Here is a 12,640-nt window from a genome sequence, read left to right as displayed (position 1 = left end):
CGTGGGTGAAGTGCATGTGTCGGCGCAGGACGGCGAAGTACGGGTGGCGCTCGGCGACGACGTCGTGGTGCGCCTGCCCGAGAACGCCACGACCGGCTACCGGTGGCATGTCGAGGAGCTGCACGGCGCCCTGCGCGTAGTGGCCGGCAACTACGCCCCGCCGGGCAGGCTCCTGCCCGGTGCCGGCGGCACCCGCGAGCTGCGGCTGCGGCCTACCGGCACCGGTGAGGGGCGGCTGGAACTGGCACTCAGGCAGCCGTGGGGCGACGACGTGGCGGAGCGCTACGCCCTGCGTGTCACTGTCGAGTGACACAGAAGGGGGCCGTGCCCGGAGCACCGGGCACGGCCCCTCGCTCCCCCGGCAGGCGTCAGAACAGGTAGATCTCGTGGACCATGCCGTCGGCCTCCTCGCGGAAGGAGATCGGCTTGGCCGTCTGGCGGGCCTGGGAGGCCAGCGTCGTCAGCGCGGTGAACGCGTAGTCGCTGCCGTTGTAGATCTTCTTCCAGGCACCGCCCTTGACGTGCAGGAAGGCGTTTCGGGTCTGGTTGATGGACCACATGGCGTCGACGATCGCGTTCTGCGTCCAGGTGCCGGTGATCGCCCCGGCGGACTGGGCGGCCGCGAACGCCTGGAGGTCGCCGTGGAGTTCGGGCGTGATGGTCGGCCGGGCCTCGCCGGCCGCCGTCTGCTCGAAGCGGGCCACCATCACGTCACTGGACGGCTTGGCACCACCGAGGGCGCCGGCGCTCAGGCCGACGTCCACGCCCGGCGGCAGCAGGACGGGCCGGCCGGCCTCGTCCTGGTCGGCCGAGGAGCGGACCTTGTCCGTGCTGGGTGGCTGCTGCTGGGGCTGGTCCTTGGGACCGCTGCTCTTCTGCGGGCTCATCTCCTGCTCTCCTCTCCCCGGTCTCACCAGGCGTAGATCTGCTGGACGGTGCCGTTGTCCTCGTAGAGGCCGACCTTGGCCCCCGCCGACTTGGACGCGGCGAGTTCGGCGAGCATGGCCGCGTCGGTGGCGCCGACGGTGCCGTTCAGGCTGAGCCAGCCGCGCAGTTCGCCGTACGCCCAGACGTTGGCGTCGGCCTCGTTGCTCCACAGCGCGGTGATGCGCTGGTCGGGCAGCCAGTCGTGGATGACCGTGCCGAGCGCGGCCACGTTGTGCCAGGTCTCGATGCCGCACTCGCCGTAGCCGATGCGGAAGAAGCCCTGTTCGCCCCAGCCGGGGCCCCAGCTGTTCTTGGCGATCCAGCACTGCTGGGCGTCGTCGTAGCCGACGAGGTTGACGCAGTGGCCGCCCGCCAGGTCGCCCGCCCGGTGCCGGTAGACGCCGCTGGAGTAGCTGAAGAAGTCCTGGTAGACCAGGAAGCAGGCGGTGATGGAGCCGTAGGTGGCGATGTTCTCCTTCATCGCCGCGGGGTTGTTGGTGACCGACTGCCAACTGCGGATCTTCACCAGGCGGTTGGGCCAGTCGGCGTTGAGCTTCGAGGCGTCCTGGTCGCCCGCCGTGTAGGGGAAGTAGGCGTCGATGGTGATGCCGCTGTCGCGGGCCCTGTCGGCCAGCGGCTCGGGCAGCCAGCCGCTGCCGCAACTCGCCCCGGCCTGGCGGCCGTAGAGGTAGAACGCCTGGGCCTCGGACAGGTCGACGGGGAGCTGGGGCGCTCGGTAGCCGAAGCGCGTGACGTGCTCCATCATGCCGACGGTGCCGAAGGCCACGCAGGATCCGCACGCCCCCTGGTCCTTGACCGGGGTCGTGTAGTTGACACCGCCGATGTTGCGCAGGTCGAACGCGGCGGGCGCGCCCACCGAGTCGGCGGTCGCCGCGAGTGCGGCCGCGACACTGCTCTGACGCGCGTTCTCGATCGCGGTGCGGTCGCGCTCCTCGACGGGTACGCCGAGACGTACGACGCGCTGGTCCTCGGTGAGCGTGGTCATGCTGGTCGTGGTCATGTGCCACGGATTGCCCGCCTGGTCGAGTACCGACCTGAGGTGGTCGAGGTCGAGCGGGTCGTGGACAGGCATGTCGAACCCTTCTTCGTGCATGGTGCGTCGGGGAGCCCGGGCCGTCGGCCGCGGCGGGCGGCAGGGCGGGGCGGAGCGCCGTCGTGGCCCGGTGGGGCGCGGGCGCGTCCGTGACACCGTGCGGGCATGTCTCGCCGCACGGCGGGATCGGGTGAAGTGAGGCCGTCGAACCGTCAGGGGCGGGGCCTGAGTTGGGCTACGCGCCGGTGGCCGGACGAGTCGTCGGCGGGGTCACGCTCTCTGAGAGGCTTTCACAGCCGTACCCCCATAGCCGAGTGACAGCGGGGCACCTTTCGATGCTCCGCGGCTGTCGTGGGCAGCTAAGCAGAAAACCGGGGGGCCGGGAATAGGACGGAATGGGGGTGCCGCAAGGAGAAGACCCCCCTCCACTTGTCCACTTGCGCGTCGCGTGCGGCGCCCGGGCTCACGGGCCCAGTTGGGTCCTCAGCCATTGCTCGACCTCGCCCACATGCGCGGCGGCCGCCGCCCGGGCCGCCTCCGGGTCGTGCGCGAGCAGGGCCCGGTGGATCGCCGCGTGCTCGCGCCGGGTGCGCTCGAAGGCGCCCTCCTCCTGATAGCCGCGCCAGACCCGGGCCCGGAAGGTGCGGGAGGACAGGCCCTCCAGGATCGCCGCCATCGTCTCGTTGCCGGCGGCCCCCGCGATCTCCCGGTGGAAGGCCAGGTCGTGGGCGAGGATCACCTCCGGGTCGTCGGTGGCGTTCATCGCCGTGAGGTGTTTCTCCACCTCGGCCAGCTGGTCGGGGGTGATGCGGGCGGCGGCCAGCGCGGTCGCCGTCGACTCCAGGATGCGGCGCACCTCCAGAAGCTCCACCAGCCGCGGACCCCGGGACAGGTCGGCGACCACGCCGAAGGTCTCCAGCAGGTCGCCTGCCTCCAGCTGGGTGACGTAGATGCCCGAGCCGTGCCGCGCCTCCAGTACGCCGAGGACGGTCAGCGCGCGGATCGCCTCCCGCATCGAACTGCGGGAGATGCCCAGCTGCACCGCCAGATCACGCTCGGTCGGCAGCCGCTGGCCGGGCTCCAGCCGGCCCTCGCCGATCATCGCCTTGATCTGCTCGATGGCGCGCTGCGGCACGGTTCCCTTCTGCGGGGCTGTCTCGTCCACGCCACTCCTCCACATCACCGGGTGCGCCGCAGTCTAACCGTCGAGGTGGTCGGACCACTATGGCCGGAAGCCGGGAAAATCTGCCGTCAGAGGGTATTGCCAAGGCTGATTGGTCTGATAAATATGCCGTCATCTGCTCGAACACGCTCGTGCTCGATCATGCGAGAAGACGCTCAACGAGGAGCCACCAGATGCCCGGCAGGACAGTGGGGAAGCGGAACAGGATTCGGATCGTCGGTGCGGTGGCCGCGGCCGCGAGCGCCTCGCTCGTGCTCGCCGCGTGCGGCAGCACCAAGGACACCGGCAGCGCCGGAAGCGCGGGAGGTGACGGGACCGGCAAGGTGGGCGTGATCCTGCCGCTGCTGACCTCGCCCTTCTGGCAGTCGTACAACGACTACGTGCCCAGGATGGCCAAGTCCGAGGGGGTGGACACGCTGAAGACGGTCAACTCCAACAGCGATCCCTCCCAGCAGATCACCGACATCAACAACGAGCTCAACCAGGGCGTCAAGGGCCTGGTCGTCGCCCCGCTGGACAGCGCCGCCATCGAGGCCGGCCTCGACCAGGCCGAACGCAAGGGCGTCCCGGTCGTCGCGGTCGACGTGGCCCCCGACAAGGGCAAGGTCGCCATGGTCGTACGGGCGAACAACGTGTCGTACGGCGAGAAGGCATGCCAGTACCTCGGGGAGCAGATCCCCTCCGGCAAGGTCGTGCAGATCATGGGCGACCTGGCCTCCGTCAACGGCCGCGACCGCTCCGAGGCCTTCCGGGCCTGCGTGAAGAAGAACTTCCCGAAGCTGAAGGTGCTGGAGATCCCTGCCAAGTGGGAGTCCGACACGGCCGCCTCGCAGCTGAGCACCCTCCTGAACGCCAACCCCGACCTCAAGGGCATCTACATGCAGGCCGGCGGCGTCTACCTCGCGCCGACCCTGCAGACCCTGAAGTCCAAGGGGATGCTGAAGAAGGCCGGGCAGGCGGGCCACATCAGGATCGTCTCCAACGACGGCATCCCGCAGGAGTACGACGCCATCCGCAAGGGCGAGATCGACGCCACCGTCTCCCAGCCCGCCGACCTGTACGCCAAGTACGGCATGTACTACATCAAGGCGGCGATGGAGGGGAAGACCTTCAAGCCCGGACCGACGAACCACGACTCGACGATCGTCAAGCTGTCGAGCGGCATCCTGGAGGACCAGCTGCCCGCCCCCCTGGTCACCAAGGACAACGTCGACGACCCCAAGCTGTGGGGCAACACGGTCAAATGAGCACCCCACTGGTTGAAGCTCAGGGGGTCGTCAAGCGGTACGGCCCCACGACCGCCCTCGCCGACGGCCGCCTCACCGTCCTGCCCGGCGAGTCCCACGCGCTCGTCGGGCGCAACGGCGCGGGCAAGTCCACCCTGGTCACCGTTCTCACCGGCCTCCAGGCCCCCGACGAGGGCACCGTCCGCTTCGACGGCGAGCCGGCGCCCCCGCTCACCGACCGGGACGCCTGGCGCGGCAAGGTCGCCTGCGTCTACCAGAAGCCCACCGTCGTCCCCGAGTTGACGGTCGCCGAGAACCTCTTCATCAACCGGCAGCCGCTCCGGCGCGGGTTCATCAGCTGGCGCAGGCTGCAGAAGGAGGCCGCCGAACTCCTCGACACCTGGGACGTGAGCGTCGACCCGGAGGCGCGCACCGCCGACCTCAAGGTCGAGGACCGCCAAATGGTGGAGATCGCACGCGCGTTGAGTTTCGGCGCCCGCTTCATCGTCCTCGACGAGCCGACCGCACAGCTCGACAAGCGGGAGATCGAGCGGCTCTTCAGCAGGATGCGCGCGCTCCAGGACTCCGGTGTCACCTTCCTGTTCATCTCGCACCATCTCCAGGAGGTGTACGAGGTGTGCCAGACGGTGACGGTCCTCAGGGACGCCCGCTGGATCACCACCGCCCCGGTCGCCGACATGCCCCGGGCCGCCCTGATCGAGGCCATGGCCGGCGAGACCGTCGCCGAACAGGGACACGCCGTGCGTGCCGCAGAGGTGGACGCCCCCGTCCTCCTCGACGCCCGCGGCCTCACCTCCGACGCCTACGAGGACGTCGACCTCACCGTGCGCCGCGGTGAGGTCGTCGGACTCGCCGGCATCAGCGGCAGCGGCAAGACCGAGCTCGCCGAGACGTTCACGGGACTGCACACCCCGACAAACGGCACGGCACGGCTCGACGGCAGGCCGCTGCCGTTCGGCGACGTACAGGCCAGTCTGAAGGCGGGCGTCGGCTTCGTGCCGCGCGACCGGCACGCCCAGGGCCTGGTCTTCGGCATGACCATCGGCGACAACGCCACCCTCAGCGTCCTGGACCGGCTCGGCCGCCACGGCTTCGTCGGCACCGACCGCAGACGCGGCTTCGCCACCGAGCTGATCGACCGCCTCGACATCCACACCGAGGGCCCCGACCAGCCCGTCTCCGACCTCTCCGGAGGCAACGCGCAGAAAGTCGTCATGGCCCGCGCCCTCGCCTCCGACCCCCGTCTGCTGGTCCTCATCAACCCCACCGCGGGCGTCGACGTGAAGTCCAAGGAGTCCCTGCTCTCCCGCGTCGACACCGCCCGCGAGGACGGCACCGCGGTCCTCGTCGTCTCCGACGAACTCGACGACCTGCGCCGCTGCGACCGCGTCCTCGTCCTCTTCCACGGCCGCGTGGTCGCCGAGCACCCGGCCGGCTGGCGCGACCACGAGCTGATCGCCTCCATAGAAGGAGTGGACCATGGCTGACACCAAGGCCCGCCCGCTCGCGCCCGCCCGCGCCCGCACCCCGGGTTCGGCCCGGACGGTCCTGCTGCGCCGCGCCCGCGAACTCGCCCTCGTGCCCGCCCTGTTGCTGCTCATGGTGCTCGGCGCGTTCGTCAACGACTCGTTCCTCACCGAACGCAACCTGATCTCGATCCTCGGCGCCTCGGCCGCCCTCGCGATGGTGGTCCTTGCCGAGTCCCTCGTCCTGATCACCGGCAAGTTCGACCTCTCCCTGGAGTCGGTCGTCGGCATCGCGCCCGCGCCGTGGGAGCCCTCCTCGTCCTGCCCGCCGCCCAGTCCGGCTGGGGCACCGAACTCCCGGCCGTGCTCGCCCTGCTGGCGGTCCTCGCGGTCGGCGCGGTGGTCGGCGCCTTCAACGGCCTCCTGGTCGTGAAGTTCAAGCTCAACGCGTTCATCGTGACGCTCGCGATGCTGATCGTGCTGCGCGGACTGCTCGTCGGCGCGACCAAGGGCAAGACCCTCTTCGGCATGCCGGACAGCTTCTACTCCCTGGCCACCACGACCTTCCTGAACATCCCGATGTCCGTGTGGCTCGCCGCGGTCGCCTTCGCCGTCACCGGCTTCGTGCTGAAGTACCACCGCGTCGGCCGCTCCCTGTACGCCATCGGCGGCAACGCCGACGCGGCCCGCGCCGCCGGCATTCGCGTCGAACGCGTGATGCTCGGCGTGTTCGTCGTCGCCGGTGTCCTCGCCTCGGTCGGCGGCATCATGCAGACCGGCTACGTCGGCGCGATCAGCGCCAACCAGGGCCAGAACATGATCTTCACGGTGTTCGCGGCGGCGGTGATCGGCGGCATCAGCCTCGACGGCGGCAAGGGCACCATGTTCGGCGCCCTGACCGGTGTCCTGCTGCTGGGCGTCGTACAGAACCTGCTCACGCTCGCCCAGGTGCCGTCCTTCTGGATCCAGGCCATCTACGGCGGAATCATCCTGGTCGCCCTCATGATCGCCCGTGTCACCACGGGCCGCGCCCAGGACTGACCCCCGCCACCGACCGAAAGGCACTCCGTGTCCTCCACCCCCGCCCGTGTCACCGCGGTAGACACCTACGACATCCGCTTCCCCACCTCGCGCGAGCTCGACGGCTCCGACGCGATGAACCCGGACCCCGACTACTCGGCGGCCTACGTCGTGCTGCGCACGGACGCGGCCGACGGGCACGAGGGGCACGGTTTCACCTTCACCATCGGGCGGGGCAACGAGGTCCAGGTCGCCGCGATAGAGGCGCTGCGCGGGCATGTGGTCGGCCGGTCCGTCGACGAACTGTGCGCGGACCCGGGGACGCTGAACCGCGACCTGATCGGCGACAGCCAACTGCGCTGGCTCGGCCCCGAGAAGGGCGTGATGCACATGGCGATCGGCGCGGTCGTCAACGCCGTGTGGGACCTGGCCGCCAAGCGCGCCGACAAGCCGCTGTGGCGGCTGCTGGCCGAGGCCGACCCCGAGTGGCTGGTCGCGCAGATCGACTTCCGCTACCTCACGGACGCGCTCACCCCCGAGGAGGCGCTGGAGATCCTGCGCCGGGGACGGGAGGGGGCCGACGACCGGGCCGCGCGGCTCCTCGCGACCGGCTACCCGGCGTACACCACCTCCGCCGGCTGGCTCGGCTACGACGACGAGAAGCTCACCCGGCTCGCCGCCGAGGCCGTCGCCGACGGCTTCCGGCAGATCAAGCTCAAGGTCGGCGCCGATCTGGCGGACGACATACGGCGCTGCCGCGTCGCCCGCCAGGTCGTCGGCCCCGGCATCCGCATGGCGATCGACGCCAACCAGCGCTGGGACGTCGACGAGGCCATCCGCTGGACCAAGGCGCTCGCCGAGTTCGACCCGTACTGGATCGAGGAGCCCACCAGCCCCGACGACATCCTCGGCCACGCGGCGATCCGCACGGCGGTCGCCCCGGTGAAGGTGGCCACCGGTGAGCACGTCCAGAACCGGGTCGTCTTCAAGCAGCTTCTCCAGGCAGGCGCCCTCGACGTCGTCCAGATCGACGCGGCCCGCGTCGGCGGCGTCAACGAGAACCTCGCCATCCTCCTGCTCGCCGCCAAGTTCGGCGTGCCGGTCTGCCCGCACGCGGGCGGGGTCGGCCTGTGCGAACTCGTCCAGCACCTCTCGATGTTCGACTACGTGGCCGTCACCGGCACGACCGAGAACCGGGTCATCGAGTACGTCGACCATCTGCACGATCACTTCCTCGATCCCGTGGTGATCCGGGAAGGCCACTACCAGGCACCCGGCGGGCCGGGGTTCTCGGCCGCCATGCGCCCGGAGTCCATCGCGCGGTACACGTTCCCTGACGGCGCCTTCTGGGCAGAAGACCTCGCCGACGACACACGGAAGAAGGGGCAGGCGGCATGAGCGACTTCGAGGGCCTGAGGGCCCTGGTGACCGGCGGCGCCTCCGGTATCGGCCGGGCCACCGCGGAACTCCTCGCCGCGCGCGGCGCCCGGGTCGCCGTCCTCGACCTGGACCCGTCCTCGGTGGACAAGCCCCTGCTCGCCTACCGCGCCGACATCCGCGACGACGCCTCGGTGCGTGCGGCCGTCGCCGCGGCCGCCGCCGACCTCGGTGGACTGGACGTGCTGATCAACAACGCCGGCATCGGTGCCCAGGGCACCGTCGCGGACAACGACGACGAGGAATGGCACCGCGTCCTCGACGTCAACGTCGTCGGCATGGTCCGGGTGACCCGCGCCGCCCTGCCCCACCTGCGCGAGTCCGCGCACGCGGCGATCGTGAACACCTCGTCGATCGGGGCAACCGCCGGGCTTCCGCAGCGGGCGCTGTACTGCGCGAGCAAGGGCGCGGTGTACTCCCTGACCCTCGCCATGGCCGCCGACCACGTCCGCGAGGGCATCCGCGTGAACTGCGTCAACCCCGGCACCGCGGACACTCCGTGGATCGGCCGGCTCCTCGCGAAGGCCTCCGACCCGGCCGCCGAACGCGCTGCCCTGGAGGCCCGCCAGCCCACCGGCCGCCTCGTCTCGGCCGACGAGGTCGCGGGCGCCATCGCCTACTTGGCGAGCCCGCTCTCCGGCGCCACCACCGGCACCTCCCTCGCCGTCGACGGCGGCATGCAGGGCCTGCGCCTCAGGCCGGTGGGCCAGTGAACAACACCCTCGGCAGCAGCGGCGTCCGGGTCAGCGGACTGGCCTTCGGCGGCGCCGTCATCGGCAACCTCTTCACGGAGGTGACCGACGAACAGGCCCACGAGGCGGTCACCGCCGCCTGGCAGAGCGGCATCCGCTACTTCGACACCGCCCCCCACTACGGCCTCGGACTGTCGGAACGCCGGCTGGGCGAGGCCCTGAGCGCCTGTCCGCGCCCGGAGTTCACGGTCTCCACGAAGGTCGGCCGCCGGCTGGAGCCGTCCACGGACGGTGGCGACGACCTCGCCAACGGCTTCGCGGTTCCCGCCACCCGGCGCCGGGTCTGGGACTTCAGCGCGGACGGCGTACGACGCACCCTCGAAGCCAGCCTCGAACGGCTCGGTCTCGACCGCGTGGACGTCGTCTACCTCCACGACCCCGACGACCACGCCGAAGAAGCCTTCCGCGAGGGCTATCCGGCCCTGGAGAAGCTCCGCTCGGAGGGGGTCGTCGGGGCGATCGGCGCCGGCATGAACCAGGCCGGGATGCTCACCCGCTTCGTCCGCGAGACCGACGTCGACGTGGTGCTGTGCGCGGGGCGCTACACCCTGCTCGACCAGAGCGCGCTCACCGAACTGCTGCCCGCCGCCGTGGAGCGGGGCGTCTCCGTGGTGGTCGGCGGCGCCTTCAACTCCGGTCTGCTGGCGGACCCGAGGCCGGGGGTGACGTTCAACTACGCGCAGGCCCCGGGGGATCTGCTGGACCGAGCCCTGCGCATGCGGGAGGTCGCCGAACGGCACGGCATCAGCCTGCGGGCCGCCGCCCTCGCCTTCTGCGCCGCCCACCCGGCCGTCGCGAGCGTCCTGGTGGGCGCCCGCTCTGCGGCCGAAGTCCGGGACGCCGCCGAGCAGTTCGCGACGCCGGTACCCCCTGCCTTCTGGCAGGAGCTGCGCGACACCGGCCTCCTGACCACCGAGGAGCCGTCATGAGAGTCGCCCTGCACACCAAGGTCCGCGCGGACCGCGTCGAGGAGTACGAGGCCGCCCACCGCGAGGTGCCCGTCGAACTCACCGACGCGATCCGCGCCGCCGGGGCCACCTCCTGGACGATCTGGCGGTGGGGGTCCCCCCGCGCGAGCGCAGTCGAGCGTGGGGGAGGCACGCACCTCTTCCACGTCCTGGAGTGCGAGGACTACGGCCGCCTCCTCGCCGAACTGGAGAAGCTCCCGGTGAACGTCACCTGGCAGGCCCGCATGGCCGAACTCCTCGACGTGGTGCACGACTACTCCGGCGAGGGAGCCGACGCCGGCCTGCCCGTCGTGTGGGAGCTGCCGTGACGGTCGTGGACGCGCACCACCACGTGTGGGACCTGTCGGTGCGGGACCAGGACTGGATCGCCCCGGGCAGTCCGCTGCGCCGGACCTTCACGACGGCGGACCTCGCACCGCGGGCCCGCGCGGCGGGAGTCGACCGCACGGTCCTCGTCCAGACGGTCACCGTGCCCGAGGAGACCCCCGAGTTCCTCGCCCTCGCGGCCGGGCACGAGCTGATCGCGGGCGTGGTCGGCTGGACCGACCTGACCCGGCCCGACGTCGGCGACGAGCTGGCCCGCCTGCGTGAACTGCCCGGCGGTTCCTACCTCAAGGGCATCCGCCACCAGGTCCAGGGCGAGCCCGACCCCGAATGGCTGCTGCGGCCGGACGTGCACCGGGGCCTGACCGCCGTGGCCGACGCCGGCCTCGTCTACGACCTGGTGGTCCTCCCGCACCAACTGCCCGCCTGCGTCAGGGCGGCCCAGTCGTTGCCTCAACTCACCTTCGTCCTGGACCACCTGGGCAAGCCGCCCATCGCGTCCGGCACCCTGGAACCCTGGACGACCGACGTCCGCACCCTCGCCGGCCTCCCCAACACCGTCTGCAAGCTCTCCGGACTGGTCACCGAGGCGGACCTCGCGAGCTGGACGACCGACGACCTGCGCCCGTACGCCGACACCGTCCTGGACGCCTTCGGCCCGGACCGTCTGATGTTCGGCTCCGACTGGCCGGTGTGCACGCTGGCCGCGACCTACGGCGAGGTCCTGGACGTGGCGCGCGAATTGGTCGGTGCCTACGACAGCGGCCGGATCTTCGAGGGCACCGCCGTCCGCGTCTACGACCTCTGAACCGTCCCTGTCAGCCGTGTCGGTGGCAGATACTCCCGCACATATGTCCGCTCCCAGCACGCCCCCGTCTCCCGCAGCTCCCGCCAGGTCGTGTACCGGTACCGGAAGAGAACGGCGCGGACATAGCGGGGCGGCTCGTCCGCCGGGAACGGGGAGCGGCGCAACAGCCTCAGGGTGGCGGGATCGTTCTCCAGGAGCCGTTCGACCATCGCGCCGAACCACGCCCCGGCATAGGTGGGGGACAGCGCGGCGAACCACATCATCCAGTCCAGACGCAGATGGTAGGGCGCGAACTGGCGCGGCCAGCGCCGTGGATCACCCGGCTTGCCCTTGAACTCGTACTCCTTCCACTCGGACTCCCGGCGGGGCACGTCGTCCGCGGTGCCCTCGACCACCACCTCGTAGCGGATCCGGCTGACGCTGCCGAACGCGCCGTAGGTGTTGACGAGATGGAGCGGGTCGAAGGAACGGTTCATGATCTGGCTTCGGGAGATCATGTTGCGGACCGGGTGGTAGCTCAGGGCGAGGAGGAGCGCGGCGACGGCGAGGACCGTCACCTCGTACCAGAGCGGGGCGGCGGACGGGCCCGGCGTGTCGGCCGGGAGGCGCAGGGCCGACGCCGCCAGCACGATGGTGATCCAGTTCAGCCAGGCGAAGTTGCCGGAGAGCACCAGCCACAGCTGGGTCACGATCATCAGGGACGCGGCGGCCGTGGCGATCGGCTGCGGGGCGAACAGGAGGAAGGGAACCGCGAGTTGGGTGACGTGGTTGGCGGCCACCTCCACCCGGTGCACCGGCCGCGGCAGATGGTGGAAGAACCAGCTCAGCGGACCCGGCATCGGCTGGGTCTCGTGGTGGTGGTCCAGGCACGTGAGCTTGCGCCAGCAGGCGTCGCCGCGCATCTTGATGAGCCCCGCGCCGAACTCGACCCGGAACAGGACCCAGCGCAGCAGGAACAGCACCACGACCGGCGGGGCCACTTGGTCGTTGCCGAGGAACACCGCGAGGAAGCCGACCTCCAGCAGCAGGGACTCCCAGCCGAAGCCGTACCAGGTCTGGCCCACGTTGACGATCGACAGATACAGCAGCCACGGCACCAGCCACAGCAGCATCCCGCCCCACAGCGGCAGCAGGGAGTCCAGGCCCGCCGCCAGCGCGACCGCCACAGCGCAGCCCGTCCAGGCGCACAGGGCGAAGAACCGGTCCGAGTAGTGGAGGTGGAAGAGGCTCGGCGCCCGCCGGAAGGGCACCCGCGCCACGAAACGCGGGACCGGCAGCATCCCGCGCTCTCCGAGCAGCGCCCGGAACTGCAGGGCCGCCGCCAGGAACGCGACGAAGTACAGTCCCGCCAGAGCCCGCTGGAAGACCAGCCGGCTCAGCCAGTAGTCGGGTGCGGTGAACCAGTCCACGGCCGTGCTCTCCTGCCTCCAGTGTCCAGCCGGTCCTGTGTGACT

Annotated in this window: 12 protein-coding genes and 1 pseudogene; 9 read left to right on the top strand and 4 right to left on the bottom strand. The window is 70.9% G+C overall.

What is annotated here, in order from left to right; translation table 11 throughout:
* Position 1: 1 nt before the first annotated feature.
* A complete protein-coding gene (locus RKD20_RS04965; protein WP_424876583.1) occupies positions 2–310 on the top strand; it encodes a protease inhibitor I42 family protein in 309 nt (102 codons plus the stop codon).
* Between the two features lie 58 nt (positions 311–368).
* Here RKD20_RS04965 and RKD20_RS04960 read toward each other — a convergent pair whose 3' ends face one another.
* From RKD20_RS04960 to RKD20_RS04950, 3 genes are all read right to left on the bottom strand, one after another.
* Entirely contained in the window at positions 369–887 is a 519-nt protein-coding gene (locus tag RKD20_RS04960) for a hypothetical protein (RefSeq protein WP_424876582.1), read from the bottom strand.
* A 23-nt stretch (positions 888–910) separates the two neighbouring features.
* Positions 911–2,020, bottom strand: coding sequence for a C1 family peptidase (locus RKD20_RS04955; RefSeq protein WP_424876581.1), 1,110 nt, complete (start codon positions 2,018–2,020; stop codon positions 911–913).
* A gap of 424 nt (positions 2,021–2,444) precedes the next feature.
* Entirely contained in the window at positions 2,445–3,146 is a 702-nt protein-coding gene (locus tag RKD20_RS04950) for a FadR/GntR family transcriptional regulator (RefSeq protein ID WP_424876580.1), read from the bottom strand.
* Positions 3,147–3,337: 191 nt separating this feature from the next.
* On the opposite strand from RKD20_RS04950, the gene RKD20_RS04945 reads away from it, so the two are divergent.
* The 8 genes and pseudogenes from RKD20_RS04945 (at position 3,338) to RKD20_RS04910 (ending at position 11,186) form a co-directional block, all read left to right on the top strand.
* A complete protein-coding gene (locus RKD20_RS04945; RefSeq protein WP_424876579.1) occupies positions 3,338–4,411 on the top strand; it encodes a sugar ABC transporter substrate-binding protein in 1,074 nt (357 codons plus the stop codon).
* Entirely contained in the window at positions 4,408–5,898 is a 1,491-nt protein-coding gene (locus RKD20_RS04940) for a sugar ABC transporter ATP-binding protein (protein WP_424876578.1), read from the top strand. The genes RKD20_RS04945 and RKD20_RS04940 overlap by 4 nt, the downstream gene beginning before the upstream one ends.
* Positions 5,891–6,918 (top strand): annotated as a pseudogene (locus RKD20_RS04935) (ABC transporter permease). The gene RKD20_RS04940 and the pseudogene RKD20_RS04935 overlap by 8 nt, the downstream one beginning before the upstream one ends.
* Before the next feature lie 27 nt (positions 6,919–6,945).
* Complete coding sequence (locus RKD20_RS04930) at positions 6,946–8,295, top strand: L-fuconate dehydratase (RefSeq protein ID WP_424876577.1); 1,350 nt, start codon at positions 6,946–6,948, stop codon at positions 8,293–8,295.
* A complete protein-coding gene (locus tag RKD20_RS04925) occupies positions 8,292–9,047 on the top strand; it encodes an SDR family NAD(P)-dependent oxidoreductase (protein WP_424876576.1) in 756 nt (251 codons plus the stop codon). The genes RKD20_RS04930 and RKD20_RS04925 overlap by 4 nt, the downstream gene beginning before the upstream one ends.
* A complete protein-coding gene (locus RKD20_RS04920) occupies positions 9,044–10,015 on the top strand; it encodes an aldo/keto reductase (protein WP_424876575.1) in 972 nt (323 codons plus the stop codon). The genes RKD20_RS04925 and RKD20_RS04920 overlap by 4 nt, the downstream gene beginning before the upstream one ends.
* The gene (locus tag RKD20_RS04915; protein ID WP_424876574.1) at positions 10,012–10,362 is read left to right on the top strand and encodes an L-rhamnose mutarotase; all 351 of its coding nucleotides are present in this window, start codon (positions 10,012–10,014) and stop codon (positions 10,360–10,362) included. The genes RKD20_RS04920 and RKD20_RS04915 overlap by 4 nt, the downstream gene beginning before the upstream one ends.
* The gene (locus RKD20_RS04910; RefSeq protein ID WP_424876573.1) at positions 10,359–11,186 is read left to right on the top strand and encodes an amidohydrolase family protein; all 828 of its coding nucleotides are present in this window, start codon (positions 10,359–10,361) and stop codon (positions 11,184–11,186) included. Before RKD20_RS04915 ends, RKD20_RS04910 begins: the two co-directional genes overlap by 4 nt.
* On the opposite strand, the gene RKD20_RS04905 is transcribed toward RKD20_RS04910, so the two are convergent.
* On the bottom strand, positions 11,174–12,595 hold the full coding sequence (locus tag RKD20_RS04905; protein WP_424876572.1) for a lipase maturation factor family protein: 1,422 nt from the start codon (positions 12,593–12,595) through the stop codon (positions 11,174–11,176). The genes RKD20_RS04910 and RKD20_RS04905 overlap by 13 nt on opposite strands.
* Positions 12,596–12,640 lie beyond the last annotated feature (45 nt).

The organism is Streptomyces sp. SLBN-8D4 (assembly GCF_049739545.1).
GTDB lineage: Bacteria > Actinomycetota > Actinomycetes > Streptomycetales > Streptomycetaceae > Streptomyces > Streptomyces canus_C.
The sequence above is the reverse complement of the archived record's forward strand: the minus strand, read 5'-3'. Positions and strand labels throughout refer to the sequence as shown.

Excerpts from the sequence above, each read along its gene's own strand:
- RKD20_RS04960 (WP_424876582.1), bottom strand. The coding sequence starts at position 887 with ATGAGCCCGCAGAAGAGCAGCGGTCCCAAGGACCAGCCCCAGCAGCAG.
- RKD20_RS04915 (WP_424876574.1), top strand. The coding sequence starts at position 10,012 with ATGAGAGTCGCCCTGCACACCAAGGTCCGCGCGGACCGCGTCGAGGAG.
- RKD20_RS04955 (WP_424876581.1), bottom strand. The coding sequence starts at position 2,020 with ATGCCTGTCCACGACCCGCTCGACCTCGACCACCTCAGGTCGGTACTC.
- RKD20_RS04925 (WP_424876576.1), top strand. The coding sequence starts at position 8,292 with ATGAGCGACTTCGAGGGCCTGAGGGCCCTGGTGACCGGCGGCGCCTCC.
- RKD20_RS04940 (WP_424876578.1), top strand. The coding sequence starts at position 4,408 with ATGAGCACCCCACTGGTTGAAGCTCAGGGGGTCGTCAAGCGGTACGGC.
- RKD20_RS04945 (WP_424876579.1), top strand. The coding sequence starts at position 3,338 with ATGCCCGGCAGGACAGTGGGGAAGCGGAACAGGATTCGGATCGTCGGT.